Here is a 14642-nt window from a genome sequence, read left to right on the forward strand (position 1 = left end):
CGTGCAAGCGCACTTTGTAAGGCGTAAAGGAGACCAAATTATGTCGGTTATTACTGTCGAAAATATAAGCAAGCAATACATCATTGACCACCAGAAGGGCAAAGGTGCCAATACGCTGCGCGATGTTATTACGGAAAACTTCCGGGCAATGTTCGGCAGTAAGAAAGATCAGAATACCGTTACCCACGAAGAATTCTGGGCACTGCGTGATGTCAACTTTGCCATTGAACAAGGGGATCGGGTGGGTATCGTTGGGCATAATGGCGCAGGGAAATCGACCATCCTTAAGATTCTGAGCAAGATTATCGAACCGACTACCGGCACGGTACGCATCAAAGGCAGGGTAGCCAGTTTGCTTGAAGTTGGCACCGGCTTCCACCCGGAGCTGACCGGGCGGGAAAATATCTACCTGAACGGATCATTGCTGGGCATGAGTCGCAGCGAAATTCGGAAACAGTTCGATGAAATTGTCGCTTTTGCTGGCGTCGAGAAGTTTCTGGATACACCCGTGAAACGGTACTCATCCGGTATGTATGTCCGGTTGGGCTTTGCTATTTCGGCCCACCTGGACCCCGAAATTATGATTGTCGATGAGGTGCTGGCCGTAGGCGATGCTGAATTTCAGAAAAAAAGCCTCGGTAAAATGCGGGACAATTCCGCCAGCGGCCGGACAATCATCTTTGTGAGCCACAACCTTACGGCCGTGCAGGCGCTTTGTAACAAGACGCTCTACTTTGAAAAAGGCCGGCTTATTGAACAAGGCGAAACCAACCAGGTAATTGCCTCTTACCTCAGCAAAGTATCAAAAACACGGCTTGCCCGCGAATGGGCCACCCCTGAAGAAGCTCCCGGTAATGACCTGGTCCGCGTTCGCCGGATCGAACTTGTGCCCGACTATCTGGACGAGCTCACGCATATTGATGTTCGCACATCGATGACGTTCCGATTTGAGTTCTGGAACCTGATGGACCATGCCAATTTGAATTTGAGCCTGCACCTCAATTCGATGACGGGTGAGTGTATCTTTAATATTGGAACGCTCTCGCAGCCGTATGGCAAAGGCCTCATTGCGGGCGAGTGTACCATTCCGGGGTATTTTCTGAATGACGGCTCCTACACGATCTCGATGATGATTGTTAAGGATACCGTAACCCCACTCTACGTTATGGAAGAAGGTATTACCTTTGATGTGGAAGATTACCGGGAAGGAATTGCCTGGTATGGCAAATGGCCGGGTTATGTACGCCCCCAATTTCCCTTCCACACAAAAATGCTGGAACCTGTCACGAGTGAACAGTAAATGAGTTGTGGTAACCGTTTATAAAGAATTGTTACCACCTTTTTTCGTGTTGACTCTTATCTCCTTATTGATTGATGATTAATGTCACTAAATCATATCTGCCAGACCTCGACGAGTACAATACGTACCTGAAAGGGATCTGGGAGCGTGTCCATTTAACCAACGATGGTCCACTTGTTCGGAAACTTGAAGATCAGTTGAAAGAATTTCTGGATGTAAAATACCTGAAGTTCTGCACCAATGGAACCATCGTTCTTCAGTTGGCCTTAAAAGCGCTGGACATTAAGAAAGAGGTCATTACGACCCCATTTTCGTATGTTGCCACAACCAATGCCCTGTTGTGGGAAGGATGTACGCCCATTTTTGCGGATATCCGTCCGGACGATTATAACATCGATCCAGATAAGATTGAGTCGCTCATCACGGAGAATACACAGGCTATTATGGCTACCCATGTATATGGCAACGCCTGCCGCATTGAGCAGATTCAGGCCATTGCCACCAAGCATAACCTGAAAGTTATTTACGATGCGGCCCACACGTTCGGGGCTCGCTATAATGGTCAGTCCATTTTAAGTTATGGCGATCTGAGTACCTGTAGTTTTCACGCTACCAAAGTTTTTCACACCGTTGAAGGTGGCTGCATTGTGACCAACGATGGGGAGATGGCCGAAAAGCTGCATCATTTTCGCTCATTTGGTCATCAGAATGATACCTACTACGGCGTAGGCATCAATGCAAAAAATTCGGAGTTACATGCCGCGATGGGGCTATGTGTTCTGCCGAAAGTCCCGGAATTGATTACGGCCCGAAAGGAACGGTTTGGCTTTTACGACAATCGACTGGACTTCAGTAAAATCAGCCGACCTTCCTTACTACCCGGTATGGACTATAATTATGCCTACTACCCGGTTGTTTTTGAGTCGGAAGAAACCCTGCTACGGGTGATGGAAGCCTTGAAAGCCGATGAAATTATGCCCCGTCGGTATTTTTACCCATCGCTCAACACACTCGACTTTACATTTGCGCCTGGCACAGATACCGCTCAGCCCTGCCCCGTGTCAGAAGATGTGGCGCTTCGGGTATTGTGCCTGCCCATGTATCCCGATTTGGCCGAAGCGGATATCGATCGAATTGCTTCTATTGTAAATATGGTCGTTGCTACTGTACCAGAAAGTGTATCGTAGCAACCGGTTAATCCCTGTTTACTGACCGGCTCGTTGCCAGATACATTTTCAGGCGTATTTTTCTGATAGGGCTACTCTGTCAGGAGCAGCAATCATCATGAGTATTCTTTATTTTCTTTCTCTCGTTCTGTTTGTCATTTATGTTGGTCGGTTATCGTCACGCGTGTGCCGACGATCGCTAACCGAATGGTGGCTGACGACCTTTTTACTAGGTGCCGGGAGTGTCATTCTGACCGGCTTTATCCTGTCGGCACTTTATCAAACAGCCAATGCCCTCGTTTGGGCAGGGTCGGTCTTTGTTACGGTAACTGTACTAGGGGCGATTTTAACCTTCCTCATTCCCCGACAGGAGCGGTTTTCGGTGAGGCAACTTGTTCAGGAACGCGGGCAAACTGGTCGGGCCTGGTTCAGTGGCTTGTCGGCCTACTCCCGGTTTCTCTTCTCCATTCTCTTCATAACACTGGCTATTATTGCCGTTACCAATTTATTGCTGGTGCTGTTCACCGTACCGAACGAATGGGATAGTATGACGGGCCACTTGAACCGGGTCATGCAATACGTACAGCGTGGTACGATGCGGCACTTCGGTGGCACCAACTGGAATATCGATACCTACCCAAAAAGTGTGTGTACGCTTCAGATCTACACCTTTTTGATGACCGGGCATTTCGAAAACGGCTTCAAATTTATACATCATCTGAGTTACTGGACGGCCATTATCGCTGTGTTTGGTATTGTCCAGCGCATTGGACAGAACCGGTTATCGGCCAGTTTTTTCTGCGCGTTGGCCTATGCCCTGCTGCCCGATTTTCTGATGCAGGCCATTACCACCGAAACCGATATTGTCCTGACTGCTTACCTGAGCGTTCTGCTGTACATGCTGTTTACGTATCGGAGTACGGGAGCACAGCAGGCAGCCGACAATCGCTATCTGTATCTGGCAGGTATGGCGTTTGGCATTGCCTTTGGGCACAAAATTACGTTTGCGCTACTACTGCCTTCCGTATTCGTCATCATGATCTATACGGTTTTCCTCTCGCGTTCGCTGGCGATTACCTTCGGCAGAACCTGGCGACTGGCGGGGGCCATTGTCGTCGGGGTATGCTTATGGACATTGCCAACGGGCTATCTGAAAAACATCGAAGTATTTGGTCATCCCATTGGGCCGCCCACGGCACTTAAACATCAGTCGGTGGAGCGGGCCGGGTCATTGGGCAATTTGCTGGAACAGGGAAGCCGCAATATGGTTCGGTATGGCTTCGATCACATCAATCTGGATGGTATTCGGAATGTAAAAGCGGGGGCTGCCATCAACCATGCCATGCGCCAGCCGCTGGTATTGGTCGAAGATAAATTACACATGCGACTCGACGAAGAGACCGACTTTTCCATTCAGCCCTTCGCTTTCGACCGGAAGTTTGTCTTTTATAATGCCAATCCGTACTGGGGTATTTTTGGCTTTGGCCTTATTCTGCCTTTACTGATTCTGGTGCTGGTTGGCTTTATTCGGTCGACGCCCCACCTCTATCTGGGCATAGCCTTACTGCTTCATTTCGCGGCTCTCTCCTACTCAGCTCCTTACGATCCGTTCAAAGGGCGTTACTTCATTGAAACCGGCTTGTTCGGCATTACGTTTCTGGCGTTGATTTTTCTGCATCCCCGTACGTCCGTTGACGTCCCCAAACGAACCATCTGGAAAGGGTATGTTGGCCTTGTTACGGTGCTGGGCTGTATGTCGGCCCTGATGTGCGTTTTTCTGAATACGCGCGCGCTGCCGTTTGCCTGGACAGCTCCCGATGGTATCGCCTTTCCCTCTGCCTTTCACGCGGATCGCATTCGTCAGATAACGATTGGCCGTCCGGATACGTATATCCCCTACAAACGCTTCGATGAACTGGTACCCGCTAACGCCACCGTGGCGCTGGCAACGATCAATGATGATTATGAATACCCGCTTTATGGCCCTGAGCTGTCTCGCCGACTGATTGCCATTCATCCGTTTGAACAGGGGTTGAAGCCAATTCCCAAAAATGCGGATTATCTTTTCTTCGATAAGAGTGTGATAACTCCGCAGCCGGGCGATATACGCCTGGGAACGGATACCACCATGCGTGCCCTGATGATCGTGCCGGGCGAAGATTATTATTTACGAAAACTCCATTAAGTCAATGACCATCGCCATCATGCAGCCTTATTTCCTGCCCTACATCGGCTACATGCAACTGATGGATGCTGTCGATACGTTTATTCTGTACGACGACGTATCGTTCATTAACCGGGGCTGGATAAACCGTAACCGATTGCTGATCAATGGACAGGAGCACCTGTTTACCATACCGCTCAAGGACGCCAGCCAGAACAAACGCATCAACGAAGTGCATCTGGCAGACGACCCGAAGTGGCGCAGTAAATTGCTAAAAACCATTGAACAGGGCTATCGAAAAGCACCCTGCTATCAACAGGTTATGCCGCTCACGGAAAAAATAATCAATTTTTCTACCGATTCAATTGCTGACTTAGTCTACTTTAGTCTCGTCGAACTGAATCAGTACCTGGGCATTACGACCCGGCTGGTTGCGTCTTCGTCGATTTACGCAAACGCAGACTTGAAAGCACAGGAACGTATACTGGATATTTGCCGGCAGGAAAAGGCAACCCGGTACATCAACCCAATTGGCGGTACTGATCTATACGACAAGCCAACCTTTGAGGAGAGTGGCATCAACTTACATTTTATCAAGGCCAAACCAGTGCAGTACCCGCAATTCGGCCGCAGTGACTTTGTTCCCTGGCTCTCCATTCTGGACGCTCTGATGTTCAACGACATCGCCAGCGTTCGGGAGCTACTGGGCAAGTATGAATTGGTGTAATACTTGAATGATGGATTAGTGACTAACTCATCTTTCATCATTTATCATTCTAAAAAGCATGGCAAAGGTTATCATTTTCGGGGTAATGGATACGGCTGAACTAGCCCATTTTTACCTCACACACGACTCAGAACACAATGTAGCGGCCTTTACCGTCAGTCGCGAATACATGACCGGAACCGAATTCCAGGGGTTACCGCTAGTTGCGTTCGAAGACGTTGAGACGCTATTCCCACCCCAGGAATATAAGTTTTTCGCCCCCATGACCGGGCGGAATATGAACCGCAACCGCGAACGGATCTACCTGGAAGCCAAAGCGAAAGGTTATGAGTTCATTTCGTATATCAGTTCAAAAGCAACGCTGTTTGGCAACCAGATTGGCGAAAACTGCTTTATTCTGGAAGACAATACCATTCAGCCCTTCACCACCATCGGCAACAATGTTGTGCTCTGGAGTGGCAACCACATTGGGCACCATGGCCAGATAAAAGACCATGTTTTTTTCACGTCGCACGTGGTCATGTCCGGACATTGCGTCATTGAACCGTACTGTTTTTTTGGGGTAAACAGCACTATCCGCGATTTTCTTCATATCGCGACGGGTACGCTTGTCGGCATGGCTTCGGCTATTTATAAAGACACCGACGAATGGGGCTTATACCTGGGCAACCCCGCCAAAAAGCTACCCAAACCAAGCTACGAAGCGTATTAAGTTGGTGGTTTGTGGTTTACGGTTTGTAGCATACGGCGTTCCGTCGCACGGTTGGCTGGCGCACGTGTATTGCTTCCGCCGGTCCGCCATAAACCACGAACCACAAACTATAAACCACAAACCGTAAACCCAATCCCATACTCTGAAAACGCTTCTCATCGGCCACGATGCCAACCGCGCTGGCGCACAGCTTGTCTTATTGAACTTAATGCGTTTGCTGAAGGCAGAAGGCCTGTCGATGCATTTACTTCTGGGCGAAGGCGGTCCGCTTCTAGACGACTACAAGGCTATTTGTCCGGTTACGCTATGGCCTGCCCCCGACCGCTTTGTCGTCAATGATCTGGCTGATAAAGTGTTGGGTAAGCTGGGACTTTGGGAGCAGTTTTATGAACGGAAGCAAAAAGCCCGCCAACAGGAAATCAGGGCGGAGCTGGCGCTGGACACGTTTGATCTGGTATTGGTCAATACCGTCACGAGCAGCCGTTGGTTCAGGCAGCTGGACATCCCGGAAAAGACACCGATCGTTACGTTTGTGCACGAGTTGGATATGTCGGTGCGGATCTACACCCGCCCCGATGAGCTGGCTTATCTGTTGAGCCGCACCACGCAATTGCTGTCCGTATCGAAAGCAACAGCCGCTTATTATGCGGAAGAACATGGCTTCGACCCCGCCCGCATCACGCTCTATACGCTGATCGATACCCCTTCGCTGGAACGAAACGTACAGAAAGCGCTGGAGCAACCCAGTATTTATCCATCGTTGGGCCTACCAGATAATGCGCTCATTGTGGGAGGCTGCGGGAATGCCGAGTGGCGAAAAGGCAATGACCTGTTTGTTACGCTGGCCCGTCAGGTAATTGGCCGGGAAACGAACGAAAATCAACCCATTCATTTTGTGTGGGTGGGCGTCCCCGAAGGCACGCTTCGCGATGACTTGCTGGTCGATATTCGCAAGGCGGGACTGGCCGATCGGGTACATTTGATTCAGCCTACGCCGGATGTGTTGCGGTACATGAGCCGATTCGATGTTTTTGTGTTGTGCTCCCGCGAAGACCCCTACCCGCTCGTTGTCTTCGAAGCGGGCTTGTGTCATGTGCCCGTTGTGTGTTTTGACAAGGCTGGTGGCTCGCCCGAACTGATCGAGGCCGATGGCGGATTCGTGGTTCCATACCTCGATCTCGATGCCATGAGTAACCGGGTTCTTGAGCTGCTCCACACACCCGAGTTGCGCCAAATGATGGGCAGACGGCTGGCGCAAAAAATTCTGGAACGACATCCAGCGCAACAAAGCATCGAAACTCTTGTAACTTTGTTTACTAAACTGACCCGGCATTAAGCAACAGCTTACGTACTTCTGTTTGCTTTGCCGTGCCTGCTCTATGACCATTGCATTTACAATCTGCTCCATAAATTACTTAGCTCAGGCTCGAACCCTGGGAGATTCTCTGCGGGAAACCAATCCAGATTATACCTACCTGATTGGCCTGGTCGATAAACTGAGTGACGCCAATTTACCCGATACGCTGATGCCCGATTATCCAATGATCGAAGTGCATACCATCGGGATTCCTGATTTCGCGGCTATGTGCGACCGGTATGATATAACGGAATTGAACACAGCCGTCAAGCCTTTTTACATCGATTACCTTTACAAAACGTACCCGGATGCCAGCCAGGTCATTTATTTTGACCCGGATATTATCGTATTTCAGCCGCTGCACGAACTAAACGACGCCTTAAACAGGTACAGCCTGGTGCTGACTCCGCATACGCTGTCGCCGATTCCTGACTGGGAATTGCCAAATGAACAGCATCACCTCAACACGGGTATCTACAACCTTGGCTTCATTGGCCTAAGTAACAATGCTACGGCCCGTCAATTCGTTGATTGGTGGAAAGATCGTTTGGTATACGAGTGCCGGATCGACCTCTGTGCCGGTCTTTTTGTTGATCAGCATTGGGTGAACTTCGCTCCTGTCTATCACGAAAACGTCCTCATCGATCATCATTTAGGCTACAATATGGCGTACTGGAATCTGCATGAGCGGTATCTAAGTCAGGGCGATCGGGGAGAATGGCTGGTGAGTTCTAGTCGGGAAATGGCTGCACCAGATAAAACGGAACAACTGCAGTTCTTTCATTTCAGCGGCTACAATACGGACAAGCCGGATGATATTTCCAAACATCAAACGCGGTTTGGCTTTGCAAGTCCTGCCACCCGAACCACAACGGGATCGTCTCGCTACCTTGATCAGCCGGAGCAGCAACGGCCCGATGTGAGGCCTTTGTTTGATTTATACCGGACCCGGTTACTAGCCAATCACAATGAATTGTACCGGACCTATCCCTGCGTTTATATCAAACCACCCCAGTCAGTGCGGTACGTACGAGTTCGTAAACTGCTGAAAAAGCCATTCAATAAAGTCATTGCGCTCTTAGAATCTCGCTAGATATGACGGAAGGACCGCGCTTTAAGGATCTTTGGATACACCGCTACCATAAGTTTACCCATATCATTGGGAAGTTCTGGTCGTTTGCCCTAAAATACATCCAGTTGCGGCTACTCAAGTCACGGCTGGGCAATCGCCCTCTGGTGGCCATTATCCTGTCGGAACAAATGGGCGATATCATTGCCTGTGAGCCGGTAGCCAGGGAAGTTCGTCGACTTCATCCTAACGGCTACATCATCTGGGTTGTCCGTGAGCCTTTCGTCGATCTGGTCAAATACAACCCGAATCTCGATGGGTTTTTACTGGAAAAATGCCCCGGCGAACGAGTTCAACTCCTTCGGTCGGGCATCTACGACAAGGTTTACAACATGCATATTTCGCACCGGAAATGTAAATATTGTCCGGAAGACCCGGTTAACCCAACCGCTGATCAAATCGGGTTAACCTTCGATAATTACCTGGATCGCGGTGATTTGTTGCATACATTTTCGCAGGCGGCTGGCTTGCCCGGCTTATCTGGTGAACCGAAAATGTATATTCCGGACGCAATACGGCAAGGCGTCAAGGCCCTGCATCTGCCCAATCACGCCATTGTCATTCACTGCCAGTCGAGCCACGTTCTGAAGGATTGGCCTGCGGCAAACTGGAATAAACTGGTCGAATGGCTCCTGGACACGTACCCGTATCCGGTTGTTGAAGTCGGTCAGGCGACGACCATTACCCTGACTCATCCGCGAAGCATAAGCCTTTGCGGCAAACTCAGTTTGTTGGAAACCGCCGAAGTTATTCGGAGCGCCGACCTGTTTATTGGCATCGATAGTGGCCCGGCCCATATGGCGAATGCCATGCATACCGAAGCCATTATTCTGCTGGGCCAGTTGTTCGACTTTGTCGATTATCTGCCTTATTCCGGCCGCTACAAACGGGGAGAAGGCATCACTATTCTGAATGATTTTGGCCATCCGTGTGCCGACCTGCCTTATGCCTGGGTGCAGGAAGCAACGCGGAGACAGCTGGGCCAGTCTAAACTTGTATGAAGCAGCCACCTTCCGCACGCGTAAATGTCGTTTTACCGGTCTATAAATCCCAGCTCACGCCCTATGAGACAATTGCCCTGACTCAATGTGCGCGGGTATTGGCCAATTACCCGATTCTGTTAGCGGCTCCCCATTCGCTCGATGTTTCTGCCTATTACCAGATTGCCCCTTCGCTACAGGTTCGTACTTTCGACGATAGTTATTTCAATAGCATCGACGGCTACAATCGCCTGATGCTTTCCGAAGAATTTTACGAAGCTTTTTCCGACCAGGAATACCTGCTGATTCATCAACTGGACGCCTTTGTCTTTCAGGATGATCTGGCCTACTGGTGCCAGCAGCAGTACGACTACATCGGCGCTCCGTGGTTGCGTGATCGGGACTTTACAGGTTGGATGGATCAGCTCGATTTCACCCTTCGGCAACGGGTGGCCACCTGGCTCAACCTGAAAAAAGACGACGGCATCACGCCCCGCGAAATCATTAACCTGAATGGTGTTGGAAACGGCGGCCTGACGCTCCGGCGCGTATCGGCCATGTTGAAGTGCCTGAAGCGATATGAGCGAAAAATTGCGGAGTATAACCAGATCTCTATGCACCAATACCACGAAGATGTTTTTTGGGGCATTGAAGTGAATCGATATTGGCCACGTTTGCGAATACCTTCTTATCGGAAAGCCCTCTATTTTTCCGTTGAATTTTATCCAAAGTGGGCAATTGAGCACTATAACCATGGTAAATTGCCCTTTGGCTGTCACGCCTGGGACATTCATGGAACCGACTTCTGGCGTCCTATTTTTGCCAGGTATGGCTATCAAATTTGATCGTTCGCATGACTCAATCTCACCGTCCATCCATCTCCATTGCACTTTGTACGTACAATGGTACGGCCCATTTACCGGCCCAATGGAAAAGCTTACTTGAGCAGGAACTGTTGCCCGACGAAGTCGTCATCTGCGATGACCAATCGACTGACGGTACAATTGACCTGCTTACCGAATTAGCCGCCAAGGCTCCTTTTGCCGTGCGCATCCTCGAAAATCCGGTACGGCTAGGGTCAAATAAAAACTTCGAGCGGGCGCTGGCAGCCTGCACCGGCGACCTGATCTACATCTGCGACCAGGACGATTTCTGGTTACCGGAAAAAATCGCCACCCTGACCCAGTACATGACCCAGCACCCCCAGACGCAGGTAGCTTTTTGCGATGCCTGGGTTACCGATGAGCACCTGAAAAACCACCAGGGCCGGGTATGGGAGGCCGTCCGATTCAACGCCATTGCTCAGGCCCGCTGGCGCTCGGGCGAAGCCATGGAAATACTACTCGATGGCAATCGAATGATGGGTAGTGCGTCGGTCGTCAGGCGGTCGTTCCTGAGCTATGTTCTCCCCATACCGACTGATTTACCCGCCGATTATATCTACGACGGCTGGATTGCGTTGGTTGCGGCAGCCAGCAACGCCATTTCATACATTGACAAGCCCCTTCAACTATACCGTACCCACGTTCAGCAGCAAATAGGTGTACGAATTTCCGAAGCGCCACAGGCTATCTTGTTCCGGGATCGGTTTACCCGGCATCGGGCTCGTAAGCTGGCCCCTCTTCAACAAAAACAAGGGCAATTCACCAAACTAAATCAATTATTGGCCGAACGCCTACCGGCTGATGCCCCTGGTTTTCCCATGCTTCACCGGCGATTAGCCCATTTTACTATGCGTAGTAATTTACCTCATAACCGACTAAAACGGCTAGGGCCAGTTTTGGGCAGTTTGCAACAGGGTAACTACAAACGCTATGCCGATGCATCGGCCAACTGGTACGCCCCTTATCTGGCTGTTTTGGGGGATATACTCGAATGATGTAGTTTTGCATCCACTGTGCTACTAACCATCTGTACTATCCGTCAACTGCCCCAGGCGCTCGCGCTGGGAGACAGTTTCAGTCAACATACAACCCAGGAAACCGATAAACCACTGGTTTTGATCGGGTTGGCCGACGATCCCGCTCAGTTACCCGCTGGCTTTGTCTCGCCTTATCCCCTGCTGCCTATACAGGAATTGCTGGCACCCGCAGCCCTGGAAGCTCTGTCTGCCCGGTATACACCTACTGAGTTTGCCGCAGCCTGCAAGCCTCTGTTTATTACGGAAGCATTCAAGCGTTTTCCTCAGGAGGATAAGCTGTTGTATGCCGATTCGGCTATTCAATTTTTGGGTTCACTGTCTGCCATTTGGGAACAACTTGCTACATCGACCGCCCTGATCACGCCCTTTATCACCAGGAGTCCTGGTGATTCCTACTGGCCGGATGAAAAATTTTTCCAGAACGTTGGCCTGTATAATGCTGACTTCCTGGCTTTTAGCCGATCAGACGAAACCGACCGATTGTTGGCCTGGTGGGATGATCGGGTGAGGGAGCGCGCTTTTATTGACTTCTGTGCTGGTCAGTGCCTTGATCAGCTTTGGTTGATGCACGTACCCGTTTTTTTCCGGGACGTGCGCGTCATTCGAAATCCGGGATGGCATGTTGGCCTCTGGAATCTTCCCGAACGAACCATTCAAAAAGAGGATAGCACCTGGCTGGTATCTGGCCCAGGAGGAGAAAATCAACCCTTGCAATTCATTAATTTTAAAGGTCTGGCAAACCCAGATGAAGGTTTTTTTCCCTACCAGAACCGGCTTCAGCTTACCCAATACCCTGCGGTCGGCTCATTACTGACTAGCTATCGCCAACGCCTGGCAACCTACCAGACACTGGCCGCTGGAACGACAAGGCCCGCCTATGGACAGCAACCGGAACCGGTCGTGTTACGTGGCTGGCGATCCACTGCCCGAGAATCCCTGCAACGTCTGACCCGTTTTATTGATCAGGTGCACATTCCTGTTATAAACTAAAGACGTTCACCGAATAATAACCGGCTGGTAAGGTTTTATCAATCAATAAGTCTATTTTTGCAGGTAAATCATCTCAGAAAAATACAACCCGGTTGGGTTGTAGATTTCCCTTCATGAAAGTACTCTACGACCATCAATCGTTCACGGGCGTATCCTACGGGGGCGTTTCACGTTATTTTTTCGAATTGATGCGTTCTTTTGCTAAACGATCCGATATTGAATTTGAACTATCGCTTCGGTTATCCAATAACGAATACCTCGATCAAACTTCGTTCAGTCGCCATCTACGCTACCGGAGTCTGGCACAGGTACGGAACGCCCATAGAATTGCCTCCGTACTGAACCGATTATATAGCCTTCAACGAGTGAGGGCCGGTAAATTCGATATTTTCCATCCTACGTATTACCATAAGTATTTTCTAAATGCTATTGGCAAAAAGCCGTTTGTGCTCACCTTTCACGATGCAACCAGCGAACGCTACGGCAAGCAATATCCAGAAGTAGGCGAAGGGTTATACGAACTGAAAAAACAATTAATTCGTCGGGCCGACTGCATTATTTCGGTTTCGGAGTTCTCGAAGCAGGAAATTCTGCGCTTTTTCCCCGTCGAGCCGGAAAAGATAAAAGTAATTCATCTGGGCACTACCCTGGGTGAGTCGTTACCAGCTTCTGAAAGCCTTGCTGCACCTTTAGACGCCCCCTATCTGCTGTATGTTGGCAAACGTGGGTTATATAAAAACTTCGATGGCTTCTTTCGGGCCGTTCAACCGGTATTACACCGCCATACCGATTCGCACCTCATTTGTGCGGGCGGAGGTGCCTTCACTCCTGGGGAACAAGCCTTGTTTTACGCATCCGGGCTGGCTAACCGTGTGCACTATCGACCAGCCAATGATACCAGTCTGATCGCTCTGTACCGACATGCCCGGGCGTTTGTCTTCCCATCGCTCAACGAAGGCTTTGGCATTCCGGTCCTGGAAGCTTACAGCAGTGGCTGCCCAGTGGTGTTGAGCAATCGAAGTTCATTACCCGAAGTAGGGGGCGATGCGGCTTTGTACTTCGACCCTGAAGATGATGACTCCATTGCCGAGGCTGTTGAACGCGTGTTGACGGATGATGCCCTTCAGGCAGCGTTACGCCAGAAAGGTACGGAGCGACTGCGCAACTTTTCTTGTGACAAAACGGCCCGACAGACATTAGAGGTCTATAAATCTCTCTCCTAATCGACTGCATGAGCCAGGCATCCCAATCCCTTCGTTCGTTTGTAACACAGCCCTACCGTCCACTGGCTAAACCAGCGAACGCACAGGCCTATCCAAAATTAACGATCGTTACCCCTTCCTATAACCAGGCACAGTATCTGGAACGCACTATTTTGAGCGTACTTAACCAGCAGTACCCAAATCTGGAATATTTCATCATGGATGGCGGCTCTACAGATGGTAGCCTGGATATTATCAAGAAATACGAACCGTATCTCGCCGGTTGGGTCAGTGAGAAAGATAAAGGCCAGACGGATGCCATAAACAAAGGCTTCAGACGGGCAACGGGGGAGTATGTTGCCTTTCAGAACTCGGATGATGTGTTTGCGCCAAATGCCCTATCGAATGTAGCCGATGCCTGGCGCAAAGCGCCGGATACCGATGTTTTTTTCGGCGACATGTACATTACAGATGAAGAAGACGTTATTCTGGAGGAGATGCGGGCACCGGACTTTTCCGTTGAATGTCACATCTACGAAGGCATGCAGGTATTCAATCAATCGTTGTTTATCCGACGCGAACGGCTGATTCAGTATGGCATGCTTGACGAAAGCCTTCGGTTCGTAATCGATTACGAAATTGTAGCTCGACTAGGCGTTCAGCCAGGCATGCGCTTCCGGCACGTAAACGGCTTTTGGGGCGGCTTTCGGGTGCAGCCCGATGCTAAATCGTCAACCATAGCGGCTACCGTCGGACTTCAGGAGCATCAACTGGTACGAGACAGGTACCAGCCGATGCTTACCTCGTCGCTGGGGGCGTCCTTTTGGCAACGGTACAGCCGGTTGCGTAAATTATTGACGTTTATCCTGAAAGGAGAATTTGGGTACGTGCAGCATCGGCTCCGCCTGAACCGGTCAAGGCAATAATTCAGTAATTTCGCTAGCTGATCCATTGTCGTGATCAGCAAAAAATGACCTAGTACAAACTATAAACC

The 14642-nt window shown here is 50.1% G+C and carries 13 protein-coding genes; all 13 read left to right on the top strand.

Annotated elements, in window-relative coordinates:
• Window positions 1–40: 40 nt before the first annotated feature.
• The 13 genes from ACYVAM_RS21185 (at window position 41) to ACYVAM_RS21245 (ending at window position 14574) form a co-directional block, all read left to right on the top strand.
• On the top strand, window positions 41–1300 hold the full coding sequence (locus ACYVAM_RS21185) for an ABC transporter ATP-binding protein (RefSeq protein ID WP_461070705.1): 1260 nt from the start codon (window positions 41–43) through the stop codon (window positions 1298–1300).
• 74 nt (window positions 1301–1374) lie between these two features.
• Window positions 1375–2487 (top strand): DegT/DnrJ/EryC1/StrS family aminotransferase, encoded by a 1113-nt coding sequence (locus ACYVAM_RS21190; RefSeq protein ID WP_461070707.1) that lies wholly within the window; start codon window positions 1375–1377, stop codon window positions 2485–2487.
• A 97-nt stretch (window positions 2488–2584) separates the two neighbouring features.
• Window positions 2585–4651 carry an ArnT family glycosyltransferase gene (locus ACYVAM_RS21195; RefSeq protein WP_461070709.1) on the top strand — a complete coding sequence of 689 codons (2067 nt, stop codon included), beginning with the start codon at window positions 2585–2587 and terminating at the stop codon, window positions 4649–4651.
• A 4-nt stretch (window positions 4652–4655) separates the two neighbouring features.
• Window positions 4656–5357, top strand: coding sequence for a WbqC family protein (locus ACYVAM_RS21200; protein ID WP_461070711.1), 702 nt, complete (start codon window positions 4656–4658; stop codon window positions 5355–5357).
• Window positions 5358–5415: 58 nt separating this feature from the next.
• Complete coding sequence (locus ACYVAM_RS21205; RefSeq protein WP_461070713.1) at window positions 5416–6069, top strand: acetyltransferase; 654 nt, start codon at window positions 5416–5418, stop codon at window positions 6067–6069.
• A 208-nt stretch (window positions 6070–6277) separates the two neighbouring features.
• Window positions 6278–7405, top strand: a complete 1128-nt coding sequence (locus ACYVAM_RS21210) for a glycosyltransferase family 4 protein (protein WP_461070715.1) — start codon at window positions 6278–6280, stop codon at window positions 7403–7405.
• 43 nt (window positions 7406–7448) lie between these two features.
• On the top strand, window positions 7449–8519 hold the full coding sequence (locus ACYVAM_RS21215) for a glycosyltransferase family protein (RefSeq protein WP_461070717.1): 1071 nt from the start codon (window positions 7449–7451) through the stop codon (window positions 8517–8519).
• Window positions 8520–8521: 2 nt separating this feature from the next.
• A complete protein-coding gene (locus ACYVAM_RS21220; protein WP_461070719.1) occupies window positions 8522–9556 on the top strand; it encodes a glycosyltransferase family 9 protein in 1035 nt (344 codons plus the stop codon).
• Window positions 9553–10380, top strand: a complete 828-nt coding sequence (locus ACYVAM_RS21225) for a DUF5672 family protein (protein ID WP_461070721.1) — start codon at window positions 9553–9555, stop codon at window positions 10378–10380. Before ACYVAM_RS21220 ends, ACYVAM_RS21225 begins: the two co-directional genes overlap by 4 nt.
• Window positions 10381–10388: 8 nt before the next feature.
• Window positions 10389–11414, top strand: a complete 1026-nt coding sequence (locus ACYVAM_RS21230; RefSeq protein ID WP_461070723.1) for a glycosyltransferase — start codon at window positions 10389–10391, stop codon at window positions 11412–11414.
• 18 nt (window positions 11415–11432) lie between these two features.
• Window positions 11433–12446, top strand: coding sequence for a hypothetical protein (locus ACYVAM_RS21235; RefSeq protein WP_461070725.1), 1014 nt, complete (start codon window positions 11433–11435; stop codon window positions 12444–12446).
• A gap of 113 nt (window positions 12447–12559) precedes the next feature.
• The gene (locus ACYVAM_RS21240; RefSeq protein ID WP_461070727.1) at window positions 12560–13669 is read left to right on the top strand and encodes a glycosyltransferase family 4 protein; all 1110 of its coding nucleotides are present in this window, start codon (window positions 12560–12562) and stop codon (window positions 13667–13669) included.
• 8 nt (window positions 13670–13677) lie between these two features.
• Window positions 13678–14574, top strand: coding sequence for a glycosyltransferase family 2 protein (locus ACYVAM_RS21245; protein ID WP_461070729.1), 897 nt, complete (start codon window positions 13678–13680; stop codon window positions 14572–14574).
• Window positions 14575–14642 lie beyond the last annotated feature (68 nt).

The sequence above is a fragment of the Spirosoma horti genome, from assembly GCF_054776595.1.